Origin of the sequence: Micromonospora alfalfae (assembly GCF_022230925.1) — a bacterium.
Lineage (GTDB): Bacteria > Actinomycetota > Actinomycetes > Mycobacteriales > Micromonosporaceae > Micromonospora > Micromonospora alfalfae.
In genome coordinates this window covers 594708-616081 of record NZ_JAKKFH010000008.1, presented here as the reverse complement: position 1 = coordinate 616081, position 21374 = coordinate 594708, and the positions used below count along the sequence as shown (strand labels likewise).

Here is a 21374-nt window from a genome sequence, read left to right as displayed (position 1 = left end):
AACATGGGCAACCATGATGCACCAACGTCGGATGGTGTGGACCACCAGACGCCGCGCGGTCATGCTCGCCGCCCGGCCAGCGACCGGGTGACGCGGGCCCGACGAGCGGCAGACCCGAAGACGACGGATACTCGCCTGATGACTGGACCGGATCTCGACCCCGAACAGTATCCGCCCATCGACCCGCGTGAGCCGGTGCCCGACGACGCGAGCGTCCTCCTGCCCGGCACGCCGGACGAACTGCCAGAAGCCCCGGCCGAACCAATGCCGGACGATGGAGGCAACGCCGGCGGCGTACGCGAGCCGGCGTAGGCCCTCGACGGACGAGCGCGACCCCCCCGCCGCCGTGCTGACGGCGGTGCCGATGTCCACCGCACTGACCGGGACGGCCCTGCGCGAGCGGGGCCTGCGCGTCGAATCCCTACCCCTGCCTCAGGACGTCGATGAGTGGGCCGACCCGCTGGCGGTAGCCGCGTCGACGCCCGATGATGCATCGGGATGCTCGTCCCGAGGGATTGCCACCGGTTGTTCCGGGGTGGGCCGCGCCGGGCTTGCCCGGCCAGCCCGAGGGCCAGGAACCCGCCCATCTGGAGGCCCGCCCACCCGGGCAGGGGTTGTCCGCCGGGGCCTCCGGGTTCGGATCTTCACCGACCAGAGGATCCGCCGCGGTACCCACAAGTCCGTGCAGTCCCTCGCAGCCGACATCCGGTCGTGGATCGCTGACTGGAACAGCGACCCACGACCGTTCATCTGGACCAGGACCGCCGAAGAGATCCTCAAGTCACTCGCACAATTTTGTGGGCGAGCTTCCCGCACGAGGCACTAGCTCCGCTGACTCCACTGCTGGTTGCTGCCACCATGGCAGGTCCACAGGTGGATGAGGGTGCCGTTGACGGTGCCGGAGGCACTAGCGTCCAGGCACAGCCCCGACTGCACCCCGGTGATGGTGCCGTTGGAGTTCAGGTTCCACTGCTGGTTGGCCTGACCATTGCAGTCCCAGATGATTGCCTTCACGCCGTTGCTGGTACCTCCGCCACTGGCGTCCAGGCACTTGTTGCCGTAGACCATCAACTGCTTGCCCGAGGTGTAGGTCCAGCGCTGGTTGCCGCCCCCGTTGCAGTCCCACAGTCGTACCTGCGTGCCGTTGGTCGTGCTCGTACCAGGCGCGTCGACACATCGACCCGACGGACCGCCGACGATCTGGACGGTCGGCACATTCTGCGATCCGGAGATGCGCAGGTCGCTGACGACGTTGATGGCCCGCTGCGTGCGGTCGTGCGACGTGGTGAAAGTGCCGCCGTCCTGCGTGGCGCTGGCACCGGTCAGCGTTACGGATGAACCGATCTGGATGAAGTTGGCACCGTCGTAGGAGTAGTAGGCAGTGGCCTGGTTCCCACTTCGGGTGAGCTTGACCCAGACCGGGCGGTACGTGTCGACGCTCGCCTTGGATTCGCTGTCGACGTACCCATCGCCGTTGGAATCCCACTCGAAGAGGACCCCGTTCGTCCTCGTGACCGCGACCAGCGCATAGCCGTTGGAGGATCCCGGCCTCGTCATGTCGTTGCGGATCATCACGCCGGTCTTGGCGTAGGCATGGGAATCGTTCAGCGAGTCGACCTTGGCGCTCACGCTCGTGCCCGAGGTGACGGAGTTGTCCTGATAGATCGCCCCGAACTCGTCACCCGCGCCGCTCCAGACATCAGCGCCGGCGGCAGAGAGGGCGAAACGCGAACCTGACTGGGCGAAGAACGAACTGGCAGCGGATGTCGCAGTAGTGAGATAGGGGGCAGCAACGGGCGAACCAGTCTGACCGCAGGTGCCGTTGGGCGCGAACAGGTTCGCGTTGAGCTCCGTTCGGCGCTGCGCCGCGACGCCCGCCTCACAGATCACGGCCTGCGCGCCGGTCGGCCACGCCGTGCCGGAGACCTGAATGTTGCCGGTGACCTGATTGTTGTGCATGGCCGCGTCCGGAATCTGGGCACCACCGGAGTTGTACCAGTTACCGGTAATCATGTTGTCGCTTGTGTTGTGCGCCGTCCCGTAGGAGTTTGTGAACACCCATGGGCTGGAGCCCTGGAGGACGTTGTTCCGATAGTTTGTGTAACGCGTGCCCTCGTCGAGGTAGAGCCCGACGCCGGACACGTTGTAGAGGTAGTTCTCCTCAAGGACCGTGCCGGGACTGGCGGACAGGTTGTACACCGAGCCGCCGTCGTGGAACCTGGCCTTCGTGTTGTGCACCAGGTTGTTCGCTACGTAGTTGTCGCGCAACGTCGTTGGAGTCGTGTAACGCGTGCTGTAGTTGTAGTAACCGCGGTTGGCATACTCGTTCGAGCCACCGGGGTCATGGCTGCCCCATCCATACCCGGTGTCGATCGCGTCGTAGGCAACGTTCGCGACCTCGTTACGGACGATGCGCGCGTTGGTGACGTAGGTACTCAAGATGCCCGAGTTGTCCTTGTAATCGACGGCCACCCGATTGACGGTGTTGTCCTCGATGCGGACGTTCTTGTTGACCATGCGCTGATCGCTGGGGTGGTGAGCGTCGGGCTGGATTCCGCCGACGGCGATACCGTGACCGGAGACCTCCGTGAACTTGTTACCGATCACGTCGATGTCGCTCGCGCCCAGGCCGACCCCCGACACCATCGCGTTCGCGTCCTGACCGATACCGAGCGCCGACTGACCGAGGTTGGCAAAGGTGTTGTCGGTGAAGGCGATGTGGTTGGCCGCCGACACCTGAACGGCGGCGGGCTCCTGAAGCCACGTGTTCCTTGCCCGCTCGAACATCGTGCAGCCGCGTGCGCAGCTGGTGAAGGCGTCGCTCGGCCGATAGCTGTACGTACCCTTGAGGAAGGTGCCGTTCTGCTGGTTGGCGTAACCTTCTACTGAGGAGGGCCCCAGCCAGGACGTCCCCGAGAACTTGATACCCCGGAACGCGAGGTTCGAGACCGGGTTGCTGTAGGTGCCGCCGATGCTCAGCAGGCTCTGCAGGCGGGGCAACTCGATGTCAAGTTGGTCGGGATGGACCCCGGGCGCAGGCTTGTAGTACAGCCTCCCCGCAGCGGGATCGATGTACCACTGCCCGACAGTGGTCAGGAAGCGCAGAGAATTCCCGAGGAAGTAGGTTGGCCCTCCGATCAGGGAACTCTGCACGGTGTCGTAGCCCCAGGTGTTGTTGTTCCATCCCGGCTGGGCCATCGTGATCACGTTTCCGCTGATGCTGGCGACCTGGGCATAGCGATTCGTGAATGCGGCGATGCTCTCGAACTCGATGCGGTTCTGCTGAGGCAGGGTGCTCAGGTAGTTCAGAGCTGAGTTGTTGACCCTCATCCCGGTCGCCGTCAACGTGATGTCGGAGTTGTTGAGCTTGATTGCCGCGCGGGATGCGTTGACGCCGTTCACGTACAGCTGCCGCGTTTCGAGACCCACCGGGACGTTCGCGACGTAGATGTTCGACGCGGCGTCATGCAGCGACCATCCGGAGACGTCGAGCGCGCCGGTGATCAGCGGGTTGGCGCCGGGGGCTGCGGTCCACAGGACCGTCCCGCCGCGACCGCCATCCTCTGCGCGGAACTGGAGTGGGCTGGAGATCCGGTACGTCCCTGCGGCGAGCTGCACCGTGACGTCGCCAGCCGGCGCCGATCGAACCTGGGCCTGCGCTTGCCCGATGCTGCACGGCGCCGACGCCGAGCAGGCCGTTCCGGAGCCCGCTGGCGCCGCGTAGATAGCTGTCGCTGCGTACGCCGGCTGCGCCACGACGACTGCTGCAGTAGTCGCGACCGCTGTCGCAATCACGCCGGTCACGATCTTCACAATCTTGGGAGACGGTGTAGATCTTCGCGAAGTGCGGTTGAAAGCTGGAGCCACCGTGGTTCCTTCCATCCGAGATGGACGACGGGCAGGGGTGCAGCGGCGTTGGACCGTCATGCGGCGGAAACGCACGCGAAACTCATGACCAGGATCACATCACACGTATGACGTCCTAGCAATACTGGTCGTCTGGGCACCCGGCGGTACCCGACCTCAAGCCGCACATCGGCCAGCTCGCACTGACGTCGCTCGGGGTGCGTTACAGCTGACGGACCTACCCGAGCAGCGCCGCCGCCGCGGCCACTGTGGCCAGCGACAGCGTCGTGGTCACCAGCACCGCCCGGTTGGCCACCGTCTCGCCGACGCCGTACTCCTGGCCGTAGATGAACGTGTTCTGCGCTGTCGGCAGGCCCGCGCACACCACCACGGCGAGCAACTGCGGCGCGGACAGGTGCAAGGCCAGCCCGGCCGCGTACGCGATGACCGGCTGTGCGACGAGCTTCAGCGCGCTGATCACGGCCAGCTCGGCCAGCCTGGGCCGCTCTGCCGGCTCTGCCCGTGACGGCGCGGTGAAGTGCAGCGACGCGCCGAGCGCGACCAGGGCGGTCGGAACCGCGGCGCCCGACAGCAGGGTGAGCGACGCGGCGGCCGCCGACGGCAACTGCAGGCCGGCAGCCGAGCACGCGACACCGAGCAGCGACGCCAGGATCACAGGGTTGCGGACCGGCAGAGAGGCGATACGGCGGACCCGTACCCGCCCGGCCGGGTCGCTGTGCCGGTCCAGGGCGACCAGGATCACGGGCGTCACCACCAGCACCTGCAGCAGCACCACCTCCGCCAGGAACGACACGTTGCCGAGAACCTGCGTTGCGATCGGGATGCCGAGGTTCGCCGAGTTCACGTACCCGGCGGCCATGCCCCAGATCGGCCGTTCGCCGGGCCCGCGACCGAACAGCCGGCTCGCGGCGACCCACCCGAACCCGACGACCGCGGCGGTGCTCACTCCAAAGGCGAGCAGCGAGCGGCCGGCGAACCCGGAGAGCGGCATTCGGGACAGCGTCAGGAACAGGGCGGACGGCATCGCAAGATGGAAGACGAACCGGCCGAGCACCGACGCCACCGCCTCGCCCAGCAGACCCCAACGACAGGCCGCGTAGCCGACCGCGGTAAGGAACCAGATCGGTACGAACGCCGACACCAGGCTCATCCGGGCGTCACCGGCGGGCGTCGCGTCGGCTCAGGGACTGGCGGGCGCCAGTGACGTACGAGTCTCGAAACCCGGCGACAATCTCCACCTGGGCGAGGATGCCGCCGGTCTGCCGCACTGGGAGCTCGGTTCCGTGACCCTCCACAGCGCTTTCGCCGGACTTCAGATACACCGACGCGTCCACGGTGGGTACCAAGCCGTCGGGCAGCCGAGACCTGTCCACGTGCACGTCGATCGGGAAGCCACGCGTTCAGCCTCCCATCCCGTTCGGAACGACCCACAGGACGGCCAAGCGCCGATCGACCGGCGGCCAGGAAAACCTCGTACGCTGACACAATGATCGACTTTCGCGCGGCGGTTGAAGCACGCGATGCGGACGCCATGGCGGCGGCCCTGGCCGACGATGTGGTCTTCCGCAGCCCGGTGGCGTTCAAGCCGTATCCGGGCAAGGCAATCACCGCGGCGATCCTGCGCGGTGTGCTGCGGGTGTTCGAGGACTTCCGGTACGTCAGCGAGCTGAGCGGTGACGGCGATCGCGATCACGCGCTGGTATTCGAGGCGCGGATAGGCGACGTCGCCGTCGAAGGTTGCGACTTCCTTCACCTGGACGAGAGCGGCCTGATCGATGAGCTCACGGTCATGATTCGCCCGCTGTCCGCCGCGCAGGCCCTGGCCGCCGCGATGGCCGCCCAGTTCGAGCAGATCCAGCGCGAGGCCATCGCCGGCTAGCACGTCCACAGCGCAGCTGGACCTGCGTGAGCCTGAGCGTTGCGCCACGCCTCATCGGTCGTGAGGCACCGGGTCGCGTCGCCTCGCGGACACCGACAATCCTCCCAGGGTGCGCGCTGAGATCGACCCTGTTGCGCTCCGTTCGCGTACCGGGCCGGTGATTTCCCCGGAGTGCCTGGTCAATTGAGGTAGCGCAGGACCGCGTGGACGCGACGGTTGTCGGCGTCCCCGGCGGGGAGGCCCAGCTTGCCAAAGATGCTGGTGACGTGTTTCTCCACGGTTCCGTCGCTCACCAGGAGCGTGCCGGCGATGCCTGCGTTCGACCGCCCCTCCGCCATGAGCGCGAGCACGTGGCGTTCGCGTGCGGTAAGTGTCGCTACGCCGTCGGCGCGGCGGCTGGCCCGCAGCAGTCGGCCGACGATCTCAGGGTCCAGCGCCGTGCCGCCCGTGGCGACCCGCTCCAGCGCGTCGGCGAACTCGGCGACGTCGGCCACCCGTTCCTTCAGCAGGTAGCCGGCACCTGCCGCATTGCCCTCCAACAGCCGGGAGGTGTACTTGGTCTCGATGTACTGCGACAGCATCAGCACACCGGTGCGGGGATGCTGGTGGCGGATCTCGAGCGCGGCGCGAACTCCCTCGTCGGTGTGCGTTGGTGGCATCCGGATGTCGACCACCACCACGTCGGGCTGATGCTCGGCCACGGCGGCCAGCAGCGCGTCGCCGTCGCCCACGGCAGCGCACACCTGGTGGCCGCGGTCCTCGATCAGCCGAGTGAGCCCCGCCCGGAACAAAGCCGCATCCTCGGCGATGACGACCCGCGCATTCATGCGCGGAACGGTAGCTCGACGGCGATCCTCGTTGGGCCGCCAGGTGGGCTCGTGATGGTGAGCCGGCCATCCACCACGGCGACCCGAGATGTCAGCCCGCGCAGGCCACTGCCCCGGCCCGAGTCGACACCACCCGTGCCGTCGTCGGTCACGCTGAGCAGCAGCACGTCCCGATGTTCGACGACCCGGACGTCGATCGCGTTGGCGAGGCTGTGTTTCGCCGCGTTGGCCAGCAGTTCGGCAGCGCAGAAATACGCGATGGTCTCGATCGCAGGAGCGGGCCGGACCGGGAGGTCGACCTGCAGCTCGACAGGAATCGCGCTGTCGGCGGCCAACGACGCGAGGGCGTCCGCCAGCCCGTTGTCGAGCACCGGCGGGTGGATCCCGCGGACCAGGCCGCGCAGCTCGCCGAGCGCGTCCTTGGCGCCCCGGATGGCGGCGTCGACCAGTTCGCGGGCAGCTGCGGCGTCGGGAACCTCGCCGCCGTCGCCGAGCTTCTCCCGGGCCATACCGAGGTTCATGGCCAAGGTGGCCAGCCTGATCTGCGCGCCGTCGTGCAGGTCCCGCTCGAGCCGCCGCAGCATCGCGGCGGAGTCGTCCACGGCCAGCGCCCGGGTCAGCTCCAGGTCGTGGACCCGCTGCGCCAGCCGCCCAGGCCCGAGCAAGCCTCGGATCAGCCAGGCGTCGACGGACGTGACGGCCCTGGTAACCCACGGGGCGACCAGCAGCATCGCCGCTCCCGCCGCGGCGGCGGCGAACGTGCCGGGGAAGGTCGCGACGCGGAACGTGCCGTCGCCGAACAACCCGAACGGCGTGAACACCGGCACCGGACTCAGCTGGACTCCCGGCGGATGGTTACGGAACGCCCCCCACAAGAGCGGGTAACTCAGGTTGACCAGCCCGCCGACCCAGAAGAACACGGCGTACAGCTCGACCAGGCCGACCGGCAGCTTGGCCAGCTGATAGGCCATGACCCGCCAGCCTGCCACGTCCCCGGGGCCCGGCCCGGACCAGGCCCGACCGCCGGGGCGCCGCCGCACCGGCGGCGGCTCCCCGACTCGCGTCCCGAGCAGCCGGGTCGCGAGCAGGCGCTGCAGTGAGCCGAGCCTCCGGGCCGCCGTTGTCGACACGAGCAGCACGAGCAGCAGTACCTGGCAGGCACAGGCGATGGCCATCTCGCCCGCCGACGGGTTACCCCGCGCGCCGTCGACCACGAACCAGATGATGTCCACGGTGAGAACGAAGAGCACCAGTGGATTGATGAGCGTGAACGGCAGCCCGGCCAGGCAGAATGACAGCTCGCGAAGCTGTCGTTGGGTGAACGGCGCTCCGACCGCCGCGCGGGCCACCGCCCACGGCCTCCTGCCCCGACCCTGGCCGCCGGACGATGCGTCCGCTGTCGGTGGCGTCACCGGAGGGCCCATGCCGCCATTGTCCTACCCTGCCCGGCCCTCATTCTGCTCACGAATCCCACCTGCCAGGCCCGGTGGTCCCGCCCAGACCCAGACCGAGCAGCCCGACCAGGCGGTGACCATCCCCGGTCACCACGACCGCGCGCAGCACGCCGGGCCGGCTGCGCGAGGGCCGGAGTGGGGGAAACCCCCCAGTAAAAGACGGCTGTCAGCCGGGTCCCGCCCGGGCGGTCGCCTGCCTAGCGTGATCTTCGGTAAAAACCGACGGGCGGAATTGCTCAAGGAGGCCGAATGAAGCGTGTGCTCCGGTCCATGACGATCGCGACGACAGTGCTGGCGGTGATTGCCGTCCCGGCCGCTGCCACTGCCGTGCCAGCGGAGAGGGATCGCGTCGAACTGCAGCGTCGGCTGAACGACGTCGTAGCCGCTGGCACTGTGGGCGCGCTGGCGGAGGTGCGTGACCAGCACGGCATCTGGCAGGGCGCCAGCGGTGTGGCCGAACTGGGTACCACGAGGGCGGTCCCGGTTGACGGTCGAGTCCGGGTGGGCAGCATCACGAAGACGTTCATCGCCACCGTCGTCCTCCAGCTTGTCGGTGAGGGTCGGCTGCGGCTCGACGACACTGTCGAATCGCGGCTGCCCGGAGTCGTTCCCGACGGTCACCGCATTACCGTGCGCCATCTGCTCAACCACAGCAGCGGGTTGTTCGACTACGTCCAGACACTGCCGATGCCGCCCGAGCCTGAGTTCCTGAGCAACCGATGGCGGACCTGGACCCCGGCCGAACTCATTGGGCGGGCGGTGTCCAACCCTCCGACGTCTGACCAGCCGGGTGCGGCCTACGCGTACTCGAACACCAACTATCTTCTGCTCGGCCAGATCATCGAGAAGGTGACCGGCCGGCCATACCGCGAAGAGGTCGAACACCGGATCATCCAGCCGTTGCGGTTGCGCGACACCGCAGTGCCAGGGACGTCGCCGCAGATCCGCGGACCGCATCCACACGGCTACCTGCCGACACAGCAGGACGGCGAAATGGAGCTTCTCGACTACACCCGGATGAATCCGTCGGTGTTCGGCGCAGCTGGCGAGATGATCTCCACAACCACTGATCTGAACCGATTCTTCGCCGCACTGCTGGGCGGGCGTCTTCTGCCGCGTCGCCTCCTCGCCGAGATGAAGACACCCGCTGTCAAGGGCGGTAGTTACGGGCTCGGACTGTCGTGGCGAGACACCACGTGCGGAATCCGGGTGTACGGCAACGACGGCGGCACCCTGACGTACCAATCCTGGTCATTTTCTAATGAGGACGGGCGCCACCAGGTGACCGTCGCGCTGACGCCCAACTTCCGCGGTGAGTACGCCGACGTCTTCGCCGCGGTCGACGCGCTCCTGAATGAGGCTCTCTGCGCCTGACCAGTCAGCATCTCTCGGCGAGACGACTCCCCGGGTCGATACGGTCGGCGGCCAGCCGCTGCCCGACGACCCGGGGAATCGAGCCGGCACGGCCCCCACCACGCCGCTATCCGCAAAGATGAAGCAATTTTCCGAGTTGGAGCCTCCTGGTCGTTGAGTGGGCATCTCATCCGTGAGCGGCGCGGTGACGTGGTACGACTGCTTCAGAAACAAGCCGACGAAGCGGGCGGACGGGTGACGACGAATAGAGTGGCCAGTCTGCTGCGCAGACGTGAGAGTCCGCAGCGGCCGACCTTTTTGGAACTGTTCTTCGACCTCGTGTTCGTCTTCGCCCTCACCCGGATCGTGCACGAGTTGGTGTTGGACTACACCAGGGGCCACGTCGCGGAGAGGCTGACCACGTCCCTCGCGGAGAACGGCGAGACGCTGCTGCTGTTCCTGGCGGTGTGGTGGATCTGGACCCAGACGGCATGGGTGACGAGCAGATTCGATCCGTTCCAGCCGGCAATCCAGTTCGTCGTCCTCGCGACGATGTACGGGAGCCTGCTCCTGGCGGTCGCGATTTCAGGGGCTCTCGCCGATACCGGCCTGCTCTTCGCGAGCACCTACGGCGCGATCCAGGTGGGCCGCACCCTCTTCTTCGCGCTCATTGTGCGGGGTCACAACCTTCGCCGCGTCAACACGCTGGCGCTCGTCTGGTTCGGCACGTCGGCCGTGCCGTGGCTCACCGGAGCTTTCGCGCCGGAGGCGACGCGCAATTCGCTGTGGACGCTGGCTTTGGCGATCGACTACCTCGGGGCCAGAATCGGCTGGCCGGTCCCGAGGCTTGGTCGCTCACGGGCGTCCCCGTGGTCCGGCGCAGGCGAGCACCTGGCCGAACGATACTGGCAGCTCGTCATCGTCGCGCTCGGGGAGACGATCCTGACCTCCGGATCGAGCCTTCTACGCGGCCCGATCGTGCCCGAACGGACAATGGCCCTCACCGTGTCGTTCCTCATCACGGTGTTGCTGTGGCGGATCTACTTCTACCGAGCCGGTCAGATCCTGGGCGAGGCCATCGCGGCATCCGCCGACCCCGGCCGGGTCGGCCGGTTGGCCGAGCTCGCCCACCTGCTCATGGTGGCGGGCATCCTCGCTGCCTCAGCCGGCTCCGAACTCACCCTCATAGATCCCACCGGAGACGCCAAGCCCGCCTGGGTCGGGGCCATCCTCGGCGGTCCCGCGCTCTTCCTCGCCGGGCGCTCACTGTTCGAGTACGTGGCCTTCGCCCGGGTGTCCCGGCCACGGCCGATCGGGATCTTCGTCCTCGTGGCCATGGCACCGGTGATGGTCGGCCGGCCGCCCCTCGTCGTCGCGCTGGCAGCTGTCGCCGTCCTGCTCGGCGTCGCCGTCTCGGACACGATCCGCGCTCACGGACGCCCCCTGGAGCAGCCCTCGCCGCCACGCTGACCTGTTCCCGTTGCCTCACCAATCAGAGTCGACGTAGACGAACAAATACCTCTGACGGCTCTGTTGCACTGCCGGCCCCATCGGATTGTTGGCAGATGCCCCCCAGGTCATCGAAATGGGGATTGTCGGTGGGGTTGGCCACCGCGGGTTCATGATCACCGGCTGCCGTGCAGCCACGTCAATAAGACGACAGTGACTTTGAGTGACGATCGCGCGTCTCACCGTGCATCATCGTGGCGTGATGCAGCAGGACATGCAGGTTCTGGTTATACGCCGGGCGATCGATCGGCCGGCGATCCGAGTACGTTACGTGTTCACCACGGGAGCCGGTGTCCAATTCGACGGCATCGCCGGTGATGCCGCGTGAGGACCACCCCAGCCGTTGACGAACAGATGGTGGCCGAGCTGGCTCGGATCATGCTGCAACGCGCCGCATCGGTCCGACCTGCTCAGGTCGCTGCGGAGCGGCGGGTCTTCGACCTGCTGCGTGACGCGTACATCGCTGATCCGAAACGCGCTCTTGCTGGTGGTGACCCGCGCAGCGGGCAACTCAAGTTGGGCCTGCCGGAAGTCGAGTACCTCCTCACCCCGGTGCTGCTGGACGCGTCGGCGCAGGTGCTGTCGTACGTCGTCAGCCTGGGTGTGGTGACTGCGGCCGTGTCGTCGACAAGGAGCGTCCGCCGGTTGCTGGGCCTGACACCGGTGACACACCAGGATGCCGACGGAGCCGATCACGGCGAGCCGGTGGCGGATGGGCCAGGAGTCGGCATGCCGGTGCTGACCTCGCAACAGTGGGCCGAGGTACGGGCACTCGTCGCCCGGTCCCTGATCCAGCACGGCCGGATGCCGACCCAGGAGGCCGACCTGCTGGCCGCCGCGATCGTGGGCGACTGGATCAGCCAGCCACGAACGGAACCACCGCAGTGACGGCTCGGGACGAGGGGGCCGAGCCGTTCCGACCCGTACCCGATCAACATGCTCTGCCACCCCCGGCGGACTCGTTGAGAGCGGCGCTGCGGGCCAGTACCGATATCCGTTTCGTGATGCTGGTGGCCGCCGTCCTGGCATCCAGCGTCGTCGCGTTCGGCTCGGTGTATAGCGCATCGCCCGGGGCCGGGCCGGTCAGCACCGCGCTGGACCAGTGCCTGGTCGACGTTCAGGAGGCGATCGCCTACACGCCACCGGATGACGCGGCCATCCACGGGGCCGCCCTGATGCGGCTCTGCATGCGTCCGTTCCTTCGGGAGCAGGCACTATGGGTTGGGGCGGGAATCCTGGGAGAGCTGCTTGTCGCCGTACTGCTGTATCTGCTGCATCCGTGGTGGCTGTACCGGCGTCGGCGGATGCGCCCGATAGCAAGCGGCGCGGACGCCGAACTGCTGGATGAACTAGCCGATCTGTCCCGGCAGGCGGGGCTGCGTCGGCCGCCGACGTGGCTCGTCGCGCCCTACTCGACCACGCACGGCGGCCAGGCGTTCGGGCTGCCGGGTAGGCGGCGGATCTGCCTCGACGTCGGTCTGCTGGTGCGTTACGACCTCGACCGGGCCGGCTTCCGTGCCGTGTTGCGGCACGAGTTGGCGCATCTGCACAACGGTGACGTCGACCGCACCTACCTCAGCATCGCGACCTGGTGGGCGTTTGTCGCCGTTGCCGTCGTCCCGTTCGTAGCCGTGTCACTGAAGCCCGATCTCTTTCGGGCCCGTGAGGCCTCGGACAGCGCGCACCCGGTAGCCGAAGTGTTGTTCCCGATCGTCGCGCTCGGGGTGCTGACCGCGGTCGTGTACCTCGCGCGCAACGCGATCCTCCGGGCCCGCGAGCTGCACGCGGATATCACCGCCGCTGGCTGGGACACGCCGGGCGGCGCACTCGGCAGGGTGGTGAACGCATTGCCCTGGCCGCCCGTGCGGACCGGACGGATCGGCCTGGGCGGCAGGTCGAGAGAGCTTCTGGCCCGGCTCGGTAGCCATCCGTCGCCGACACGTCGGGCACTGGCTGTTGCCGATCCAGGCGCGACGTTGCAGCCCGGTCTCGCCGAGACCGCCGGCTACGGCATCGTCCTCGGATTGGTGCTCTACAACGTCAGCCTCACCGTGGGCGGTCTGCTGGAGGAGTATCTCGTCGTCGGTTTGGCACTGATGTCACTCGGTGTCGGAGCGCTCCTGCTCCGCCTGCTCGCCCGCGCGGTGTTCCGAACCGGCACCGCCGACGTAGCCGGGGCACGACGCCGGCAGTTGCTGCTGCCCGTCGTCGCGGCGCTGGGATTCGCGCTCAGCGGTCCGTTGTCTCTGACGTACGCGGAGAACTTTGACCTGGGCGGAGCCGGACTCCTGCGCGTGACCGAGTTGCCCGTGGCGGCGGTGATCCTCGTCGCGGGTCTTTTCCTCTTCACCGTCTGGGTGCGATCCGTGGACACCGTGCTCGTCGAGTCCACCGGCCGGTCCGACAGGCGGCGGCGCCTCTGCGCCGCGACCGCGATCACGGTCGGGGCCCCGTTGTTCGCGATCTGGTACGCCACCGCCTTCGGCGGCAGCATCCTGCAGGGCGTCCAGTGGCACTCCACCCAGTCGGGGTGGGGGATCGGCTGGTACGTCCAGATGGCCGGCTGGACCAGCCTCGTCCACAGCTACTATCCGCGAGTCCTCGTCCAGTTCACTCCGCTCGCCACCGCCGGGCTCGTGCTGCTGTGGGCGGTGCCGGCGCTGCTGTTGGGCTGGTTCCGGCGCACTGGGCACCGCCCACCGGGGGTACGACGGGCGCTCCGCATCGGTGCCGTGGCCGGGCTCGGCGTGATCGCCGTCGGGCTGGCCCTGCCGTTCGCGGCCGACGCGGCGCTGCCCGCCGACGTCCGTCACCTTCCGGCGGACTTCAACGTGCAGGAGCTCACCGGCGGCGAGCCACTCTACTTCTACCTGGTGTACGGCAATACCTACGTGGCCGTAGCTGCCCTGCTGCAAGCCGCGGGTGCCGCTGTCGTCGCGGCCCGCTCGACGCGGCTGCGACCGGTACTGGTACCGCTTGCGGTGACCACCACCGTGGCGGTGGCCACGCTCGGCTTCTACCTGAGCCGGGGTATCTCAGACTGCCTGCGGCTCACCGGCCCCGGAGGACGCGGCTGTGAACTGCCGAGCTTCCTGCCCGACAGCTACATCACCTTCCACTTGGCGTTGATCGCGACAACTGGGGTACTGATTGCGGTGCCGGTCGCGCTGCTCGCGGCGGCGGCCGGAGGACTCTGGCGCCGCCGCACCCATATCTCCCGAACGCACGCGGGGGTCATCCCGACCGCCGTATCTACCGGCAGAGCGGACGCCACGCGGGGATCAGCCCGTCCAGTCCTGGCTGGCGGGCTCGCCGGACTGGCGCTGTTGGTACTGGCCGGTGCGGCCGTGGAGGTGCCGGGGAACTACGCATTCTTGAAACCGGATCCCGTGCCCATCGGCACACATCCCGTGCCACCGCCCGAGAGGGTCGAAGCGGTGGGGGATCCCTGCCTCGTGGGCACCTGGCGCGAGGTGTCACGGGAGTTCGACCTGGAACTGGCCGGCCGGACTCACCGGATCATCACCACCGGCACCACCCAGACCTTCCGGCCCGACGGCGTCGTCGTCGTGGACTACGGCAACGAAACCCGCTTCACGACCACAATCGAGCGCCAGCGCATCGACATCATCTGGTCCGGGCAGGCCGACGCCCGCTACGAGGTGCAAGACGGCGTGATCCGCTACGACGCCGAACGTTCCCAGGAGTCGTCGACCACCGTGCTCATCGACGGCAAGGTGCGGGCGAGGCTCCTCAGCGCCTCCTGGACGCCCGACCGATACAACTGCACCACCGACACCCTGATCGAGACCCCCACAGACGCGGGAGCCTGGTACCGGATCGAACTACGCCGAAGCTGACCTCGCTGATCCGTCGGTCGATGTCTACGGGACGTGCCGGGCGACAGCGACAACGCGACCTCGTCGACCTCCGACACGGGGGGCCGGCGTCAGGAGACCGACGGTGGCCAGCGGTGTGTGCGCCACTCGTTCCAGGTCGCGAAACCAGCCGGTGGGTCATCGATGGGTTCGGTGCCGTCGAGTTCGCCTGGGGTCGGGACGCTGATGGTGGCAGCCCACTCGGCGAGTTCCTCGTCGGACATCGGCCACGTCGTGTGCGGCGCTTCGGCCTGGCGCCGATCGAGTCGCCGACGCTGTTCGGCCGGGGTGAGCTCGAAGTAGCGCATCTCCACCAGCGCGCCGAGGTCTCCTGCTGCCTGTCGCAGAGCGGAGCGCTCGTCTCGACTCCAGAGGCCGTAGTCGATCACAACATTGTTGCCGAGTTCCAGGGCGCGCAGCCCGATCTCGATGAGCCGCCCTTCGATGACGTCCTGAGCCGATGGCGGATTCTCGTGCCCGTAGAGGGCCTTCACCCATTCGTCCTTCGTCAGACGAAGCGCTCTCCACTCGATTTCGATACGCCGAGCAGCAGTGGTCTTCCCGGTGCACGGGAGGCCGACCGTCAGGAACAGTGTTGGTCGCGTCATCAACATCCGCTTCCGATGGAACGCCCATCATGTGCCGGCCTTCGCGGCCAATCGGGCCCACGCTCCGGCTTCCTGCGGCGCTGTTGGGCGTCCGGCCACCCGCACGCCGTCCTGGCGCTGGCCGAGGCCGCCCACCTGGCCGTGCCACATCGTCGTGTTGCCACCGTTTCGGTTGCCCCGCGCGTCACTCTCGGCCCCCCGGGAGCGGCGGGGCGGACTTCGCCATGCGGTATGCGCGTATGGCAGTGGACGAGGTGGCCGCCAGGTGCGGACGGGGCGGCAACCAGACGGTCTGCATGCCGAGTTGCTCGTTCATCGCAGCGAGTTGGTACTCGTAGCGAAAGTCCGCTGCCGTGCGCACGCCGCGGACGATGACCGTGGCCCCCCGGCGCGCGCAGTAGGCAGTGGTCAGGCCGGTCCAGGTGTCCACCTCGACATTGCTCCAGGCGGCCGGCATGGCCTCGCGCACGCGTACGGCCCTGGCTGTGGCTTCGGCTGTTGGTTGCTTGTCGGCGCTCACCGCCAGCAACACGATGACCCGGTCGAACATCACCCGAGCACGGGCCACCAGGTCGCGGTGCCCGAGGGTGAACGGATCGAACGTACCCGGATAGACCGCCAGCGAACCGTGTGCCGGCAGCACTCCACGATTCGACGTATCCGTCACCGCCACTCCAACCGCATGGCCACGATCATCCAAGCCGGACAGGTGCCGACCCAACTGGTCGGTGTCGTCGCCGCCTGCCACCGTCGACATCCGGGTCTGCCGCTGACAGGCGCGGCTATCGCCCGGTTGCCAGTCAGGCGTTGGTACGGTGATTCACCGTAGTGCTGCTGCGAGTTCCGCGGCGTTGTCGAACGCGGTTGCCGCCCTTTCGGATTCGTCTTCCGTGAGCGTGACGGTCTGGGCGCGGGCCAGCATCTCGGCTGCGGTCTTTGGGTCGTGCAGCACCATCGCGAGTTCGGCGCGGTATACCAGGACCTCCACCTGCTCGACCGGGTCGTCGTCGGCTTGCGGGCGGGCCAACGCGCTGTCGAGGATCCGAACGGCCTGTTCGACGTTTCCCCTGGAATCGGCCTGCACGACGGCATTCGCCAGGGCCTTGGCCAGCCGCCCGGCAGGTGTGACGGCCGGCGTGGGCGCGGTGGCGGCGTGCCGAAAGACGCGGATCCAGTTGCCGCCCGGGTCGATGACGCTGAATCCGCCCAACCCGTCGGCGTTCTTCCGCGCCCTGGGCCGGGTCATCCGCGGCGTTCCGGACACCAGTACCTTGCCGTACGCGGCGCGCATGCCGGCTGCGAATGCCCGATGGAGTCCCTCGATGTCCGCGGTGAGTACGAGGCAGGAGCCGTAGGACTGTTCCGGGTCGAATCCGGGGATCTCGAAGAACTGCAGCTGCAGGTCTTCACGCTGCACCCCTACACACGCGTTGGGCTTGCGCTGCTTGTACGTGGTGCGGAAACCGAGAACTCCGTAGAAGGTTTCGATGTCGTCGATGGATGCGCACGGCAGCAGTGGAACGGTCACCTCGTTGGTCATGCCTCCTTCCTAAGCGGCGCGCGGTGTCCATCGCACATGGAAATAGCCGATCATCGCCTCTGATCATCCGATCGGCTGATGACCCAGGACGCAACGCGGCCTAGTCGAGCCTGCGGATGCCGTGCCTGGGCGACGCTGCCGCGAACAGACCCATCGCCTCGTGCGGTCTCCTCGGCGACGCACCGATCAGTATCGACGTGGGACAGCGAATCCATTGACACCGTCACGCCAGTCACGGCCCGGACAGCGGGTCAGTCAGATCGTGAAAATGCTCTACAATCGACCCTGGCCTTAAGGGCGTGGGACGTTCGGCAATATCCCGCCGGATCCCGGGCTATTCGGGGAGGCGCATGGAAATCGGGGCTGTGGGCGGGGGCGGTGTCCTTGACCCGGATGGCGCGATGGATCAGCTACGGGCCTGGCACGGCCGCATCGACAAGCTCGCCACCGACACGAAGGTGATGAGTGATCGGCTGCGGGAGCTGCAGGTCACGGTCGCGGACGACAACGGCCTGGCCGAGGTCACTGTGGACTCCACGGGCGCACTGCTGGGCTTGCGCCTGGGTCGGCAGACTCAGCGGGTCTCGCCCGAGGTGGTGGCCCAGGCGGTCATGAACGCGCTCCGGCGGGCGAAGGAGCAGCTGGCCGAGCGGTCGCAGCAGATCATCGCGGAGACCGTCGGTACCGAGTCGACTGCCGCGCGGGCGATCGCCGATCGGGTGGGCAGGCAACTGCGACCCGATCCGGAACCCGGGTGGGGCGAGCCGGGCTCCCACGACGGCCAGGGCTGGCGACGATGAACAGCGCAGCAGGGTGGACGGCCGACACCGCGCAGATCCGCGCGCACAGCGCGTCGATCGAGGCGTTGCGCTCCCGGTTGGAGGCAGTCCGCGGCGCGAGCGCCCACATCGCGCAGAACGACCAGGCGTACGGGCTGCTCTGCGGCTGGATCTCGGCCATCCTGGAGGGCCGGCACACCCGCCAGGACGAGCTGGTCGCGTCCCTCGACGAGAACCTACGGTTGGTCGCGGACGGCCTGCGTCGCACCGCCGGCAGCTACGACGGCGTAGACAGCGACGGGGCGGCCTCGATGAGCGCGATCAGCAGACGGCTGAGCGCATGACCGACGTGTCGCTGGTTGCGGGCGTCCAGTCGACCCGTGAGGTGTGGACCGGCTCGTCGCTGGCCGACGGGGTCGAAGGCCTGGTGGACGCGATCCGCAGTGAGGGCTGGGTGGATGACCTGCTCGCCGGGGTGTCCCTCGGGCTGGACGTGGCCGCGACGGTGCTGGACCCGTTCAGCGCGTTGCTGGCCAACGGCCTCGGTTGGGCAATGGAGTACTTCGAACCGTTGCGGGAGGTGCTCGACTGGTTGACCGGCATGCCCGACGTGGTCGCGTCGCACGCCGCGACCTGGGACAACATGGCTGGCCATCTGCAGCAGATGGCAGTCGATCTACAGGCGCACCTGTCCGGGGACCTGCCGGACTGGCAGGGCCACGCCGCCGACGCGTACCAGTCGCTGATGAAGAACAACCTCGACGCTGTCGCGGGTCTGGGGGGTGCTGCCGCGGCGATGGCGGCCGCCACCCAGGCTGCGGGAGACCTGGTCTCCATGACCCGAGACATCGTCCGCGACCTCATCACGGACCTGGTCGCTCGCGTGATCGTCTGGGCAGTCGAGGCGATCTTCGTGGTCACCATCCCAGTGATCGCCGTGCAGATCACCGCCGCGGTGCTCAAGTGGGCGGGGCGGATCGTGGGCTACACCACCGCGCTCGTCAGCAGCCTTACCAACCTGTCAAAGCTCATCAACGGCTGACGGGGGGATCGTGGCGAAACCCAAAGGACCACACGGCCGCCCCGGTGATGGCAGCGAAGGCGGGGAGGACGGCGGCGACAACGGTGTGCCGCGGCAGCGCGGCGACGCCCCACATGGCAGACCCACCACCGTCGCCGAGACCCACCAGGCAGTCGCCGCAGCAATCGACCGTGGCCGCCCGGGCGGACCGGCCTCCGAGAACGGCAAGCCCGCCGGATCGAAGAGCGACGACCCGAAGAACAACCCGGAGCTGGACAAGCACGACCCGGAGACCCTAAAGGAAATCGCCAAGGCCCGTGATGCGGTCGCCGACAAACTCCAGAAAATGGCCGACGACGCGTGGGACCACGTCGACCAGAACCGGGATGAGATTCTTCAGCGGGAGGGATACCAGCGGCAGCGAGAGAAGCTCGTGGAGAGCGGCAAGCACGAGGACGTAGCGGACCTGATCGTGGAACGCACGGCGCTGGGCATTGAATCCCACCGCCACCTGACCGACGCGATCAACGCCGGAGACGGCACCATCATCGACCCTGCGACGGGCTTCCGGCTACGCCCCGAGATCGGCTACGACGCCCAGGGCATCGAGAGACGGAAGATAACGGACCAGGCATTCCGTCCGGATGTCATCCTCGAGCGGCAGCATAGGGACTCCGGCACCGGCAAGCTCGACTGGGAAGCCGTGCACGCCTACGACCTCAAGACCGGCCTGAAGACCGGCATCGCGCCGGGCTGGGCCGACACGGTGAAACAAGTGCTCGACCTGCCCGCCAAACCCGAGGAGCTACGGCCGACGCAGCGACCGCTGAGCGTAGACTGACCGGGCCCTGGCAACGATCTGCGGAAGGTGCGTATGTCCTCTGCTGACAAGGCCCGGCGGTGGCGGCAGATCCTGTCCGAGCTGCGCCCCGCACTGCCGGGAGAGTGGCGCCTGCGCGGCGTCGGCGTCGGTAGTGTGCTGGCACGCGAGCCGCTGGGCTGGTCCCTGGCCTGGATCGGATACTCCGGTTCGCCCACCCGGCCCGTGGGCTGGGTCGCCGCTGGCGTGCAGCCGCTCGTAACGCCCTACGCGAGTTGGATTATGACCTATGGCGTGCGGATGGACGAGGTGCAATCAGCGCCGCCGACGGTGGACCTGATGTCCGATGCGGCAGCCGGCCAGACCCGGCAGTTCGTGCTTGATACCGGCCTGAAGGAAATCGACAACTGGCCTCCTGCGCGCCTCGCCGACGTGGCCGAGCGGGACTTCGCCCACGACCCGCGCCAGCGCCGCACACACTGGCACCAGCTACCGGGTTGGCGGGTGGTCAACGGCACCGCTTCGCCAGTCGAGCCCGCGACACAACTCGCTCAGCTGTGCCGCGACCGGGCCGCCGGGATGTCCGGCAAGGCCGCCCGGCAACTGGCGGAGCAGGCCACGTTCTACGAACGGCTCATCCAGGCATGGCACGACGGAGAACGCGAGCAGGCTCTCCAGTTCCTGACCTCGCAACGGGACCAGGCGCTGGCCGCCCAGAAACTGGACAAGACGCTCACCCCGTAAGTCTCGCCTACCACCCGGTTCGCCCAGGGACACGATTGCGTTCTGGTCGGACCTGGCCCCCTCAGTGACCGCGGTCCAGCCTCTCCACCACCGGGGCCAACACTTCGGGCAACCGAACCTGCACGGTCCCTGCGGACTGCTCCACCACGATACGCACCGGGTGGAATTCCCCGCCGTGCCACCAGAAGATCTGGTCGGTGCAGGGATCAGTGGCCGCCACGAACATCGAGTTGGCCAAGCGGTGCAGCGCCACCGCGCTGTCGTGCAGGCGGCCCGACACGCTATGCAGCATCACCGCGCTGTACTGCGGCGCCGCGACCAGCGCGCCGTTGTCAGCGCCTTCGGGCAGGAACCGCTTGACGGACATGAGGGCGGTCGTGACGAACGGATTGCCGTCCGAGGCGAGCAGACGAACCGAACCGCCGGTGGGCAGCTCATGATCCCGCACGTCGAGAGAGACCAGTTCACGCTCCACGGTCTGCCGCACGGCAGTGCGAACCAGCCCTTCGGGATCGGGGCCCAGTCGCGCCGCCTGAGCGAGGGTCAGCAGGTCCAGACGGCCGGGCCGGTTCACCACCACCACCGCAGTGAAATGCTCACCAAACGGCATGGCCAGATAGTTGTCCGACTCGGGGGTCTCGGCCGCCGGGATGAGCCGCAGCCGCAGTTGCTCGAGGTCGGCCGGCCCAAGGTCGGCGGAGACCTGGTCCGGCATCTCCCGGCGTATCGCTGCGACCCAGTCGGCCACCAGCTCGGGCCACGCCTGGTGGGGCTGATCCAGGCAGAGACGGAGCAACGGACCCAGGGACACCCGGGCCCGACCACCCGGCATGGCGATGATGACCTCATCGCTTTCCGCCGCGACGCGTGCGCCCGGCAGGGAGGCCGGTAACGCGTCTTCGACCAAGGCTCGGACGGTGCCCATCAGGTCTGGGTTCTGCGACGACGACACGCTGCATTCATACCATTGACCACCCGCGACAGCGAATCTTATCGGCGGGGTAACAGCAGCAGCGAAGTCTCAACCCCGTGCTGCGTCGACGCCTGGTGTGAGATCGACCGAATGGACGTGGTCCTCAAGGTGGAAGTGGCCTC

20 protein-coding genes are annotated in these 21374 nt (G+C 67.9%); 12 read left to right on the top strand and 8 right to left on the bottom strand.

Annotation, left to right across the window (positions count from 1 at the left end; all coding sequences use genetic code 11):
- The first annotated feature begins 138 nt into the window (after positions 1-138).
- The gene (locus MED01_RS09370) at positions 139-312 is read left to right on the top strand and encodes a hypothetical protein (RefSeq protein WP_238668119.1); all 174 of its coding nucleotides are present in this window, start codon (positions 139-141) and stop codon (positions 310-312) included.
- A 510-nt stretch (positions 313-822) separates the two neighbouring features.
- On the opposite strand, the gene MED01_RS09365 is transcribed toward MED01_RS09370, so the two are convergent.
- Together MED01_RS09365 and MED01_RS09360 are read right to left on the bottom strand one after the other, a co-directional pair.
- Positions 823-3813 carry a ricin-type beta-trefoil lectin domain protein gene (locus MED01_RS09365; RefSeq protein ID WP_238668118.1) on the bottom strand — a complete coding sequence of 997 codons (2991 nt, stop codon included), beginning with the start codon at positions 3811-3813 and terminating at the stop codon, positions 823-825.
- Between the two features lie 271 nt (positions 3814-4084).
- The gene (locus MED01_RS09360) at positions 4085-5017 is read right to left on the bottom strand and encodes an AEC family transporter (RefSeq protein WP_238668117.1); all 933 of its coding nucleotides are present in this window, start codon (positions 5015-5017) and stop codon (positions 4085-4087) included.
- 336 nt (positions 5018-5353) lie between these two features.
- Between MED01_RS09360 and MED01_RS09355 the strand changes: the two genes are divergently transcribed.
- Positions 5354-5746, top strand: coding sequence for a nuclear transport factor 2 family protein (locus MED01_RS09355; protein ID WP_238668116.1), 393 nt, complete (start codon positions 5354-5356; stop codon positions 5744-5746).
- Between the two features lie 179 nt (positions 5747-5925).
- Here the strand turns inward: MED01_RS09355 and MED01_RS09350 are convergent, their stop codons facing one another.
- Both MED01_RS09350 and MED01_RS09345 read right to left on the bottom strand, forming a co-directional pair.
- The gene (locus tag MED01_RS09350; protein ID WP_238668115.1) at positions 5926-6573 is read right to left on the bottom strand and encodes a response regulator transcription factor; all 648 of its coding nucleotides are present in this window, start codon (positions 6571-6573) and stop codon (positions 5926-5928) included.
- Positions 6570-7997 carry a sensor histidine kinase gene (locus MED01_RS09345; RefSeq protein WP_238668114.1) on the bottom strand — a complete coding sequence of 476 codons (1428 nt, stop codon included), beginning with the start codon at positions 7995-7997 and terminating at the stop codon, positions 6570-6572. The genes MED01_RS09350 and MED01_RS09345 overlap by 4 nt, the downstream gene beginning before the upstream one ends.
- A 279-nt stretch (positions 7998-8276) precedes the next feature.
- On the opposite strand from MED01_RS09345, the gene MED01_RS09340 reads away from it, so the two are divergent.
- From MED01_RS09340 to MED01_RS09320, 5 genes are all read left to right on the top strand, one after another.
- Entirely contained in the window at positions 8277-9401 is a 1125-nt protein-coding gene (locus MED01_RS09340; protein ID WP_238668113.1) for a serine hydrolase domain-containing protein, read from the top strand.
- A 153-nt stretch (positions 9402-9554) separates the two neighbouring features.
- Entirely contained in the window at positions 9555-10850 is a 1296-nt protein-coding gene (locus MED01_RS09335; RefSeq protein WP_238668112.1) for a low temperature requirement protein A, read from the top strand.
- Between the two features lie 202 nt (positions 10851-11052).
- Complete coding sequence (locus MED01_RS09330) at positions 11053-11217, top strand: hypothetical protein (RefSeq protein WP_238668111.1); 165 nt, start codon at positions 11053-11055, stop codon at positions 11215-11217.
- The gene (locus MED01_RS09325; RefSeq protein WP_238668110.1) at positions 11214-11777 is read left to right on the top strand and encodes a hypothetical protein; all 564 of its coding nucleotides are present in this window, start codon (positions 11214-11216) and stop codon (positions 11775-11777) included. The genes MED01_RS09330 and MED01_RS09325 overlap by 4 nt, the downstream gene beginning before the upstream one ends.
- Before the next feature lie 122 nt (positions 11778-11899).
- Entirely contained in the window at positions 11900-14749 is a 2850-nt protein-coding gene (locus MED01_RS09320) for a M48 family metalloprotease (RefSeq protein WP_238668109.1), read from the top strand.
- An 89-nt stretch (positions 14750-14838) separates the two neighbouring features.
- Here MED01_RS09320 and MED01_RS09315 read toward each other — a convergent pair whose 3' ends face one another.
- The 3 genes from MED01_RS09315 to MED01_RS09305 form a co-directional block, all read right to left on the bottom strand.
- The gene (locus MED01_RS09315) at positions 14839-15375 is read right to left on the bottom strand and encodes an ATP-binding protein (protein WP_238668108.1); all 537 of its coding nucleotides are present in this window, start codon (positions 15373-15375) and stop codon (positions 14839-14841) included.
- Between the two features lie 184 nt (positions 15376-15559).
- Positions 15560-16132 carry a pantetheine-phosphate adenylyltransferase gene (gene coaD / locus MED01_RS09310; protein ID WP_238668107.1) on the bottom strand — a complete coding sequence of 191 codons (573 nt, stop codon included), beginning with the start codon at positions 16130-16132 and terminating at the stop codon, positions 15560-15562.
- A 63-nt stretch (positions 16133-16195) separates the two neighbouring features.
- Positions 16196-16915 carry a DUF8817 family protein gene (locus tag MED01_RS09305; RefSeq protein WP_238668106.1) on the bottom strand — a complete coding sequence of 240 codons (720 nt, stop codon included), beginning with the start codon at positions 16913-16915 and terminating at the stop codon, positions 16196-16198.
- A gap of 350 nt (positions 16916-17265) precedes the next feature.
- Between MED01_RS09305 and MED01_RS09300 the strand changes: the two genes are divergently transcribed.
- Genes MED01_RS09300 through MED01_RS09280 form a run of 5 tightly spaced genes read left to right on the top strand, consistent with a single transcriptional unit; the run spans position 17266 to position 20279 of the window.
- The gene (locus MED01_RS09300; protein WP_238668105.1) at positions 17266-17715 is read left to right on the top strand and encodes a YbaB/EbfC family nucleoid-associated protein; all 450 of its coding nucleotides are present in this window, start codon (positions 17266-17268) and stop codon (positions 17713-17715) included.
- On the top strand, positions 17712-18038 hold the full coding sequence (locus MED01_RS09295) for a type VII secretion target (RefSeq protein WP_238668104.1): 327 nt from the start codon (positions 17712-17714) through the stop codon (positions 18036-18038). The genes MED01_RS09300 and MED01_RS09295 overlap by 4 nt, the downstream gene beginning before the upstream one ends.
- Positions 18035-18736: a WXG100 family type VII secretion target gene (locus tag MED01_RS09290; RefSeq protein WP_238668103.1), complete on the top strand. Its 702-nt coding sequence runs from the start codon at positions 18035-18037 to the stop codon at positions 18734-18736. The genes MED01_RS09295 and MED01_RS09290 overlap by 4 nt, the downstream gene beginning before the upstream one ends.
- A gap of 10 nt (positions 18737-18746) precedes the next feature.
- Positions 18747-19556, top strand: coding sequence for a hypothetical protein (locus tag MED01_RS09285; protein WP_238668102.1), 810 nt, complete (start codon positions 18747-18749; stop codon positions 19554-19556).
- A gap of 33 nt (positions 19557-19589) precedes the next feature.
- Positions 19590-20279, top strand: a complete 690-nt coding sequence (locus MED01_RS09280; RefSeq protein ID WP_238668101.1) for a hypothetical protein — start codon at positions 19590-19592, stop codon at positions 20277-20279.
- A gap of 61 nt (positions 20280-20340) precedes the next feature.
- Here MED01_RS09280 and MED01_RS09275 read toward each other — a convergent pair whose 3' ends face one another.
- On the bottom strand, positions 20341-21231 hold the full coding sequence (locus tag MED01_RS09275) for a hypothetical protein (RefSeq protein ID WP_238668100.1): 891 nt from the start codon (positions 21229-21231) through the stop codon (positions 20341-20343).
- Positions 21232-21374 lie beyond the last annotated feature (143 nt).

Excerpts from the sequence above, each read along its gene's own strand:
- MED01_RS09360 (WP_238668117.1), bottom strand. The coding sequence starts at position 5,017 with ATGAGCCTGGTGTCGGCGTTCGTACCGATCTGGTTCCTTACCGCGGTC.
- MED01_RS09280 (WP_238668101.1), top strand. The coding sequence starts at position 19,590 with ATGTCCTCTGCTGACAAGGCCCGGCGGTGGCGGCAGATCCTGTCCGAG.
- coaD (WP_238668107.1), bottom strand. The coding sequence starts at position 16,132 with ATGTCGACGGTGGCAGGCGGCGACGACACCGACCAGTTGGGTCGGCAC.
- MED01_RS09290 (WP_238668103.1), top strand. The coding sequence starts at position 18,035 with ATGACCGACGTGTCGCTGGTTGCGGGCGTCCAGTCGACCCGTGAGGTG.
- MED01_RS09350 (WP_238668115.1), bottom strand. The coding sequence starts at position 6,573 with ATGAATGCGCGGGTCGTCATCGCCGAGGATGCGGCTTTGTTCCGGGCG.
- MED01_RS09355 (WP_238668116.1), top strand. The coding sequence starts at position 5,354 with ATGATCGACTTTCGCGCGGCGGTTGAAGCACGCGATGCGGACGCCATG.
- MED01_RS09340 (WP_238668113.1), top strand. The coding sequence starts at position 8,277 with ATGAAGCGTGTGCTCCGGTCCATGACGATCGCGACGACAGTGCTGGCG.
- MED01_RS09300 (WP_238668105.1), top strand. The coding sequence starts at position 17,266 with ATGGAAATCGGGGCTGTGGGCGGGGGCGGTGTCCTTGACCCGGATGGC.
- MED01_RS09305 (WP_238668106.1), bottom strand. The coding sequence starts at position 16,915 with ATGACCAACGAGGTGACCGTTCCACTGCTGCCGTGCGCATCCATCGAC.
- MED01_RS09370 (WP_238668119.1), top strand. The coding sequence starts at position 139 with ATGACTGGACCGGATCTCGACCCCGAACAGTATCCGCCCATCGACCCG.
- MED01_RS09315 (WP_238668108.1), bottom strand. The coding sequence starts at position 15,375 with ATGACGCGACCAACACTGTTCCTGACGGTCGGCCTCCCGTGCACCGGG.
- MED01_RS09345 (WP_238668114.1), bottom strand. The coding sequence starts at position 7,997 with ATGGGCCCTCCGGTGACGCCACCGACAGCGGACGCATCGTCCGGCGGC.
- MED01_RS09295 (WP_238668104.1), top strand. The coding sequence starts at position 17,712 with ATGAACAGCGCAGCAGGGTGGACGGCCGACACCGCGCAGATCCGCGCG.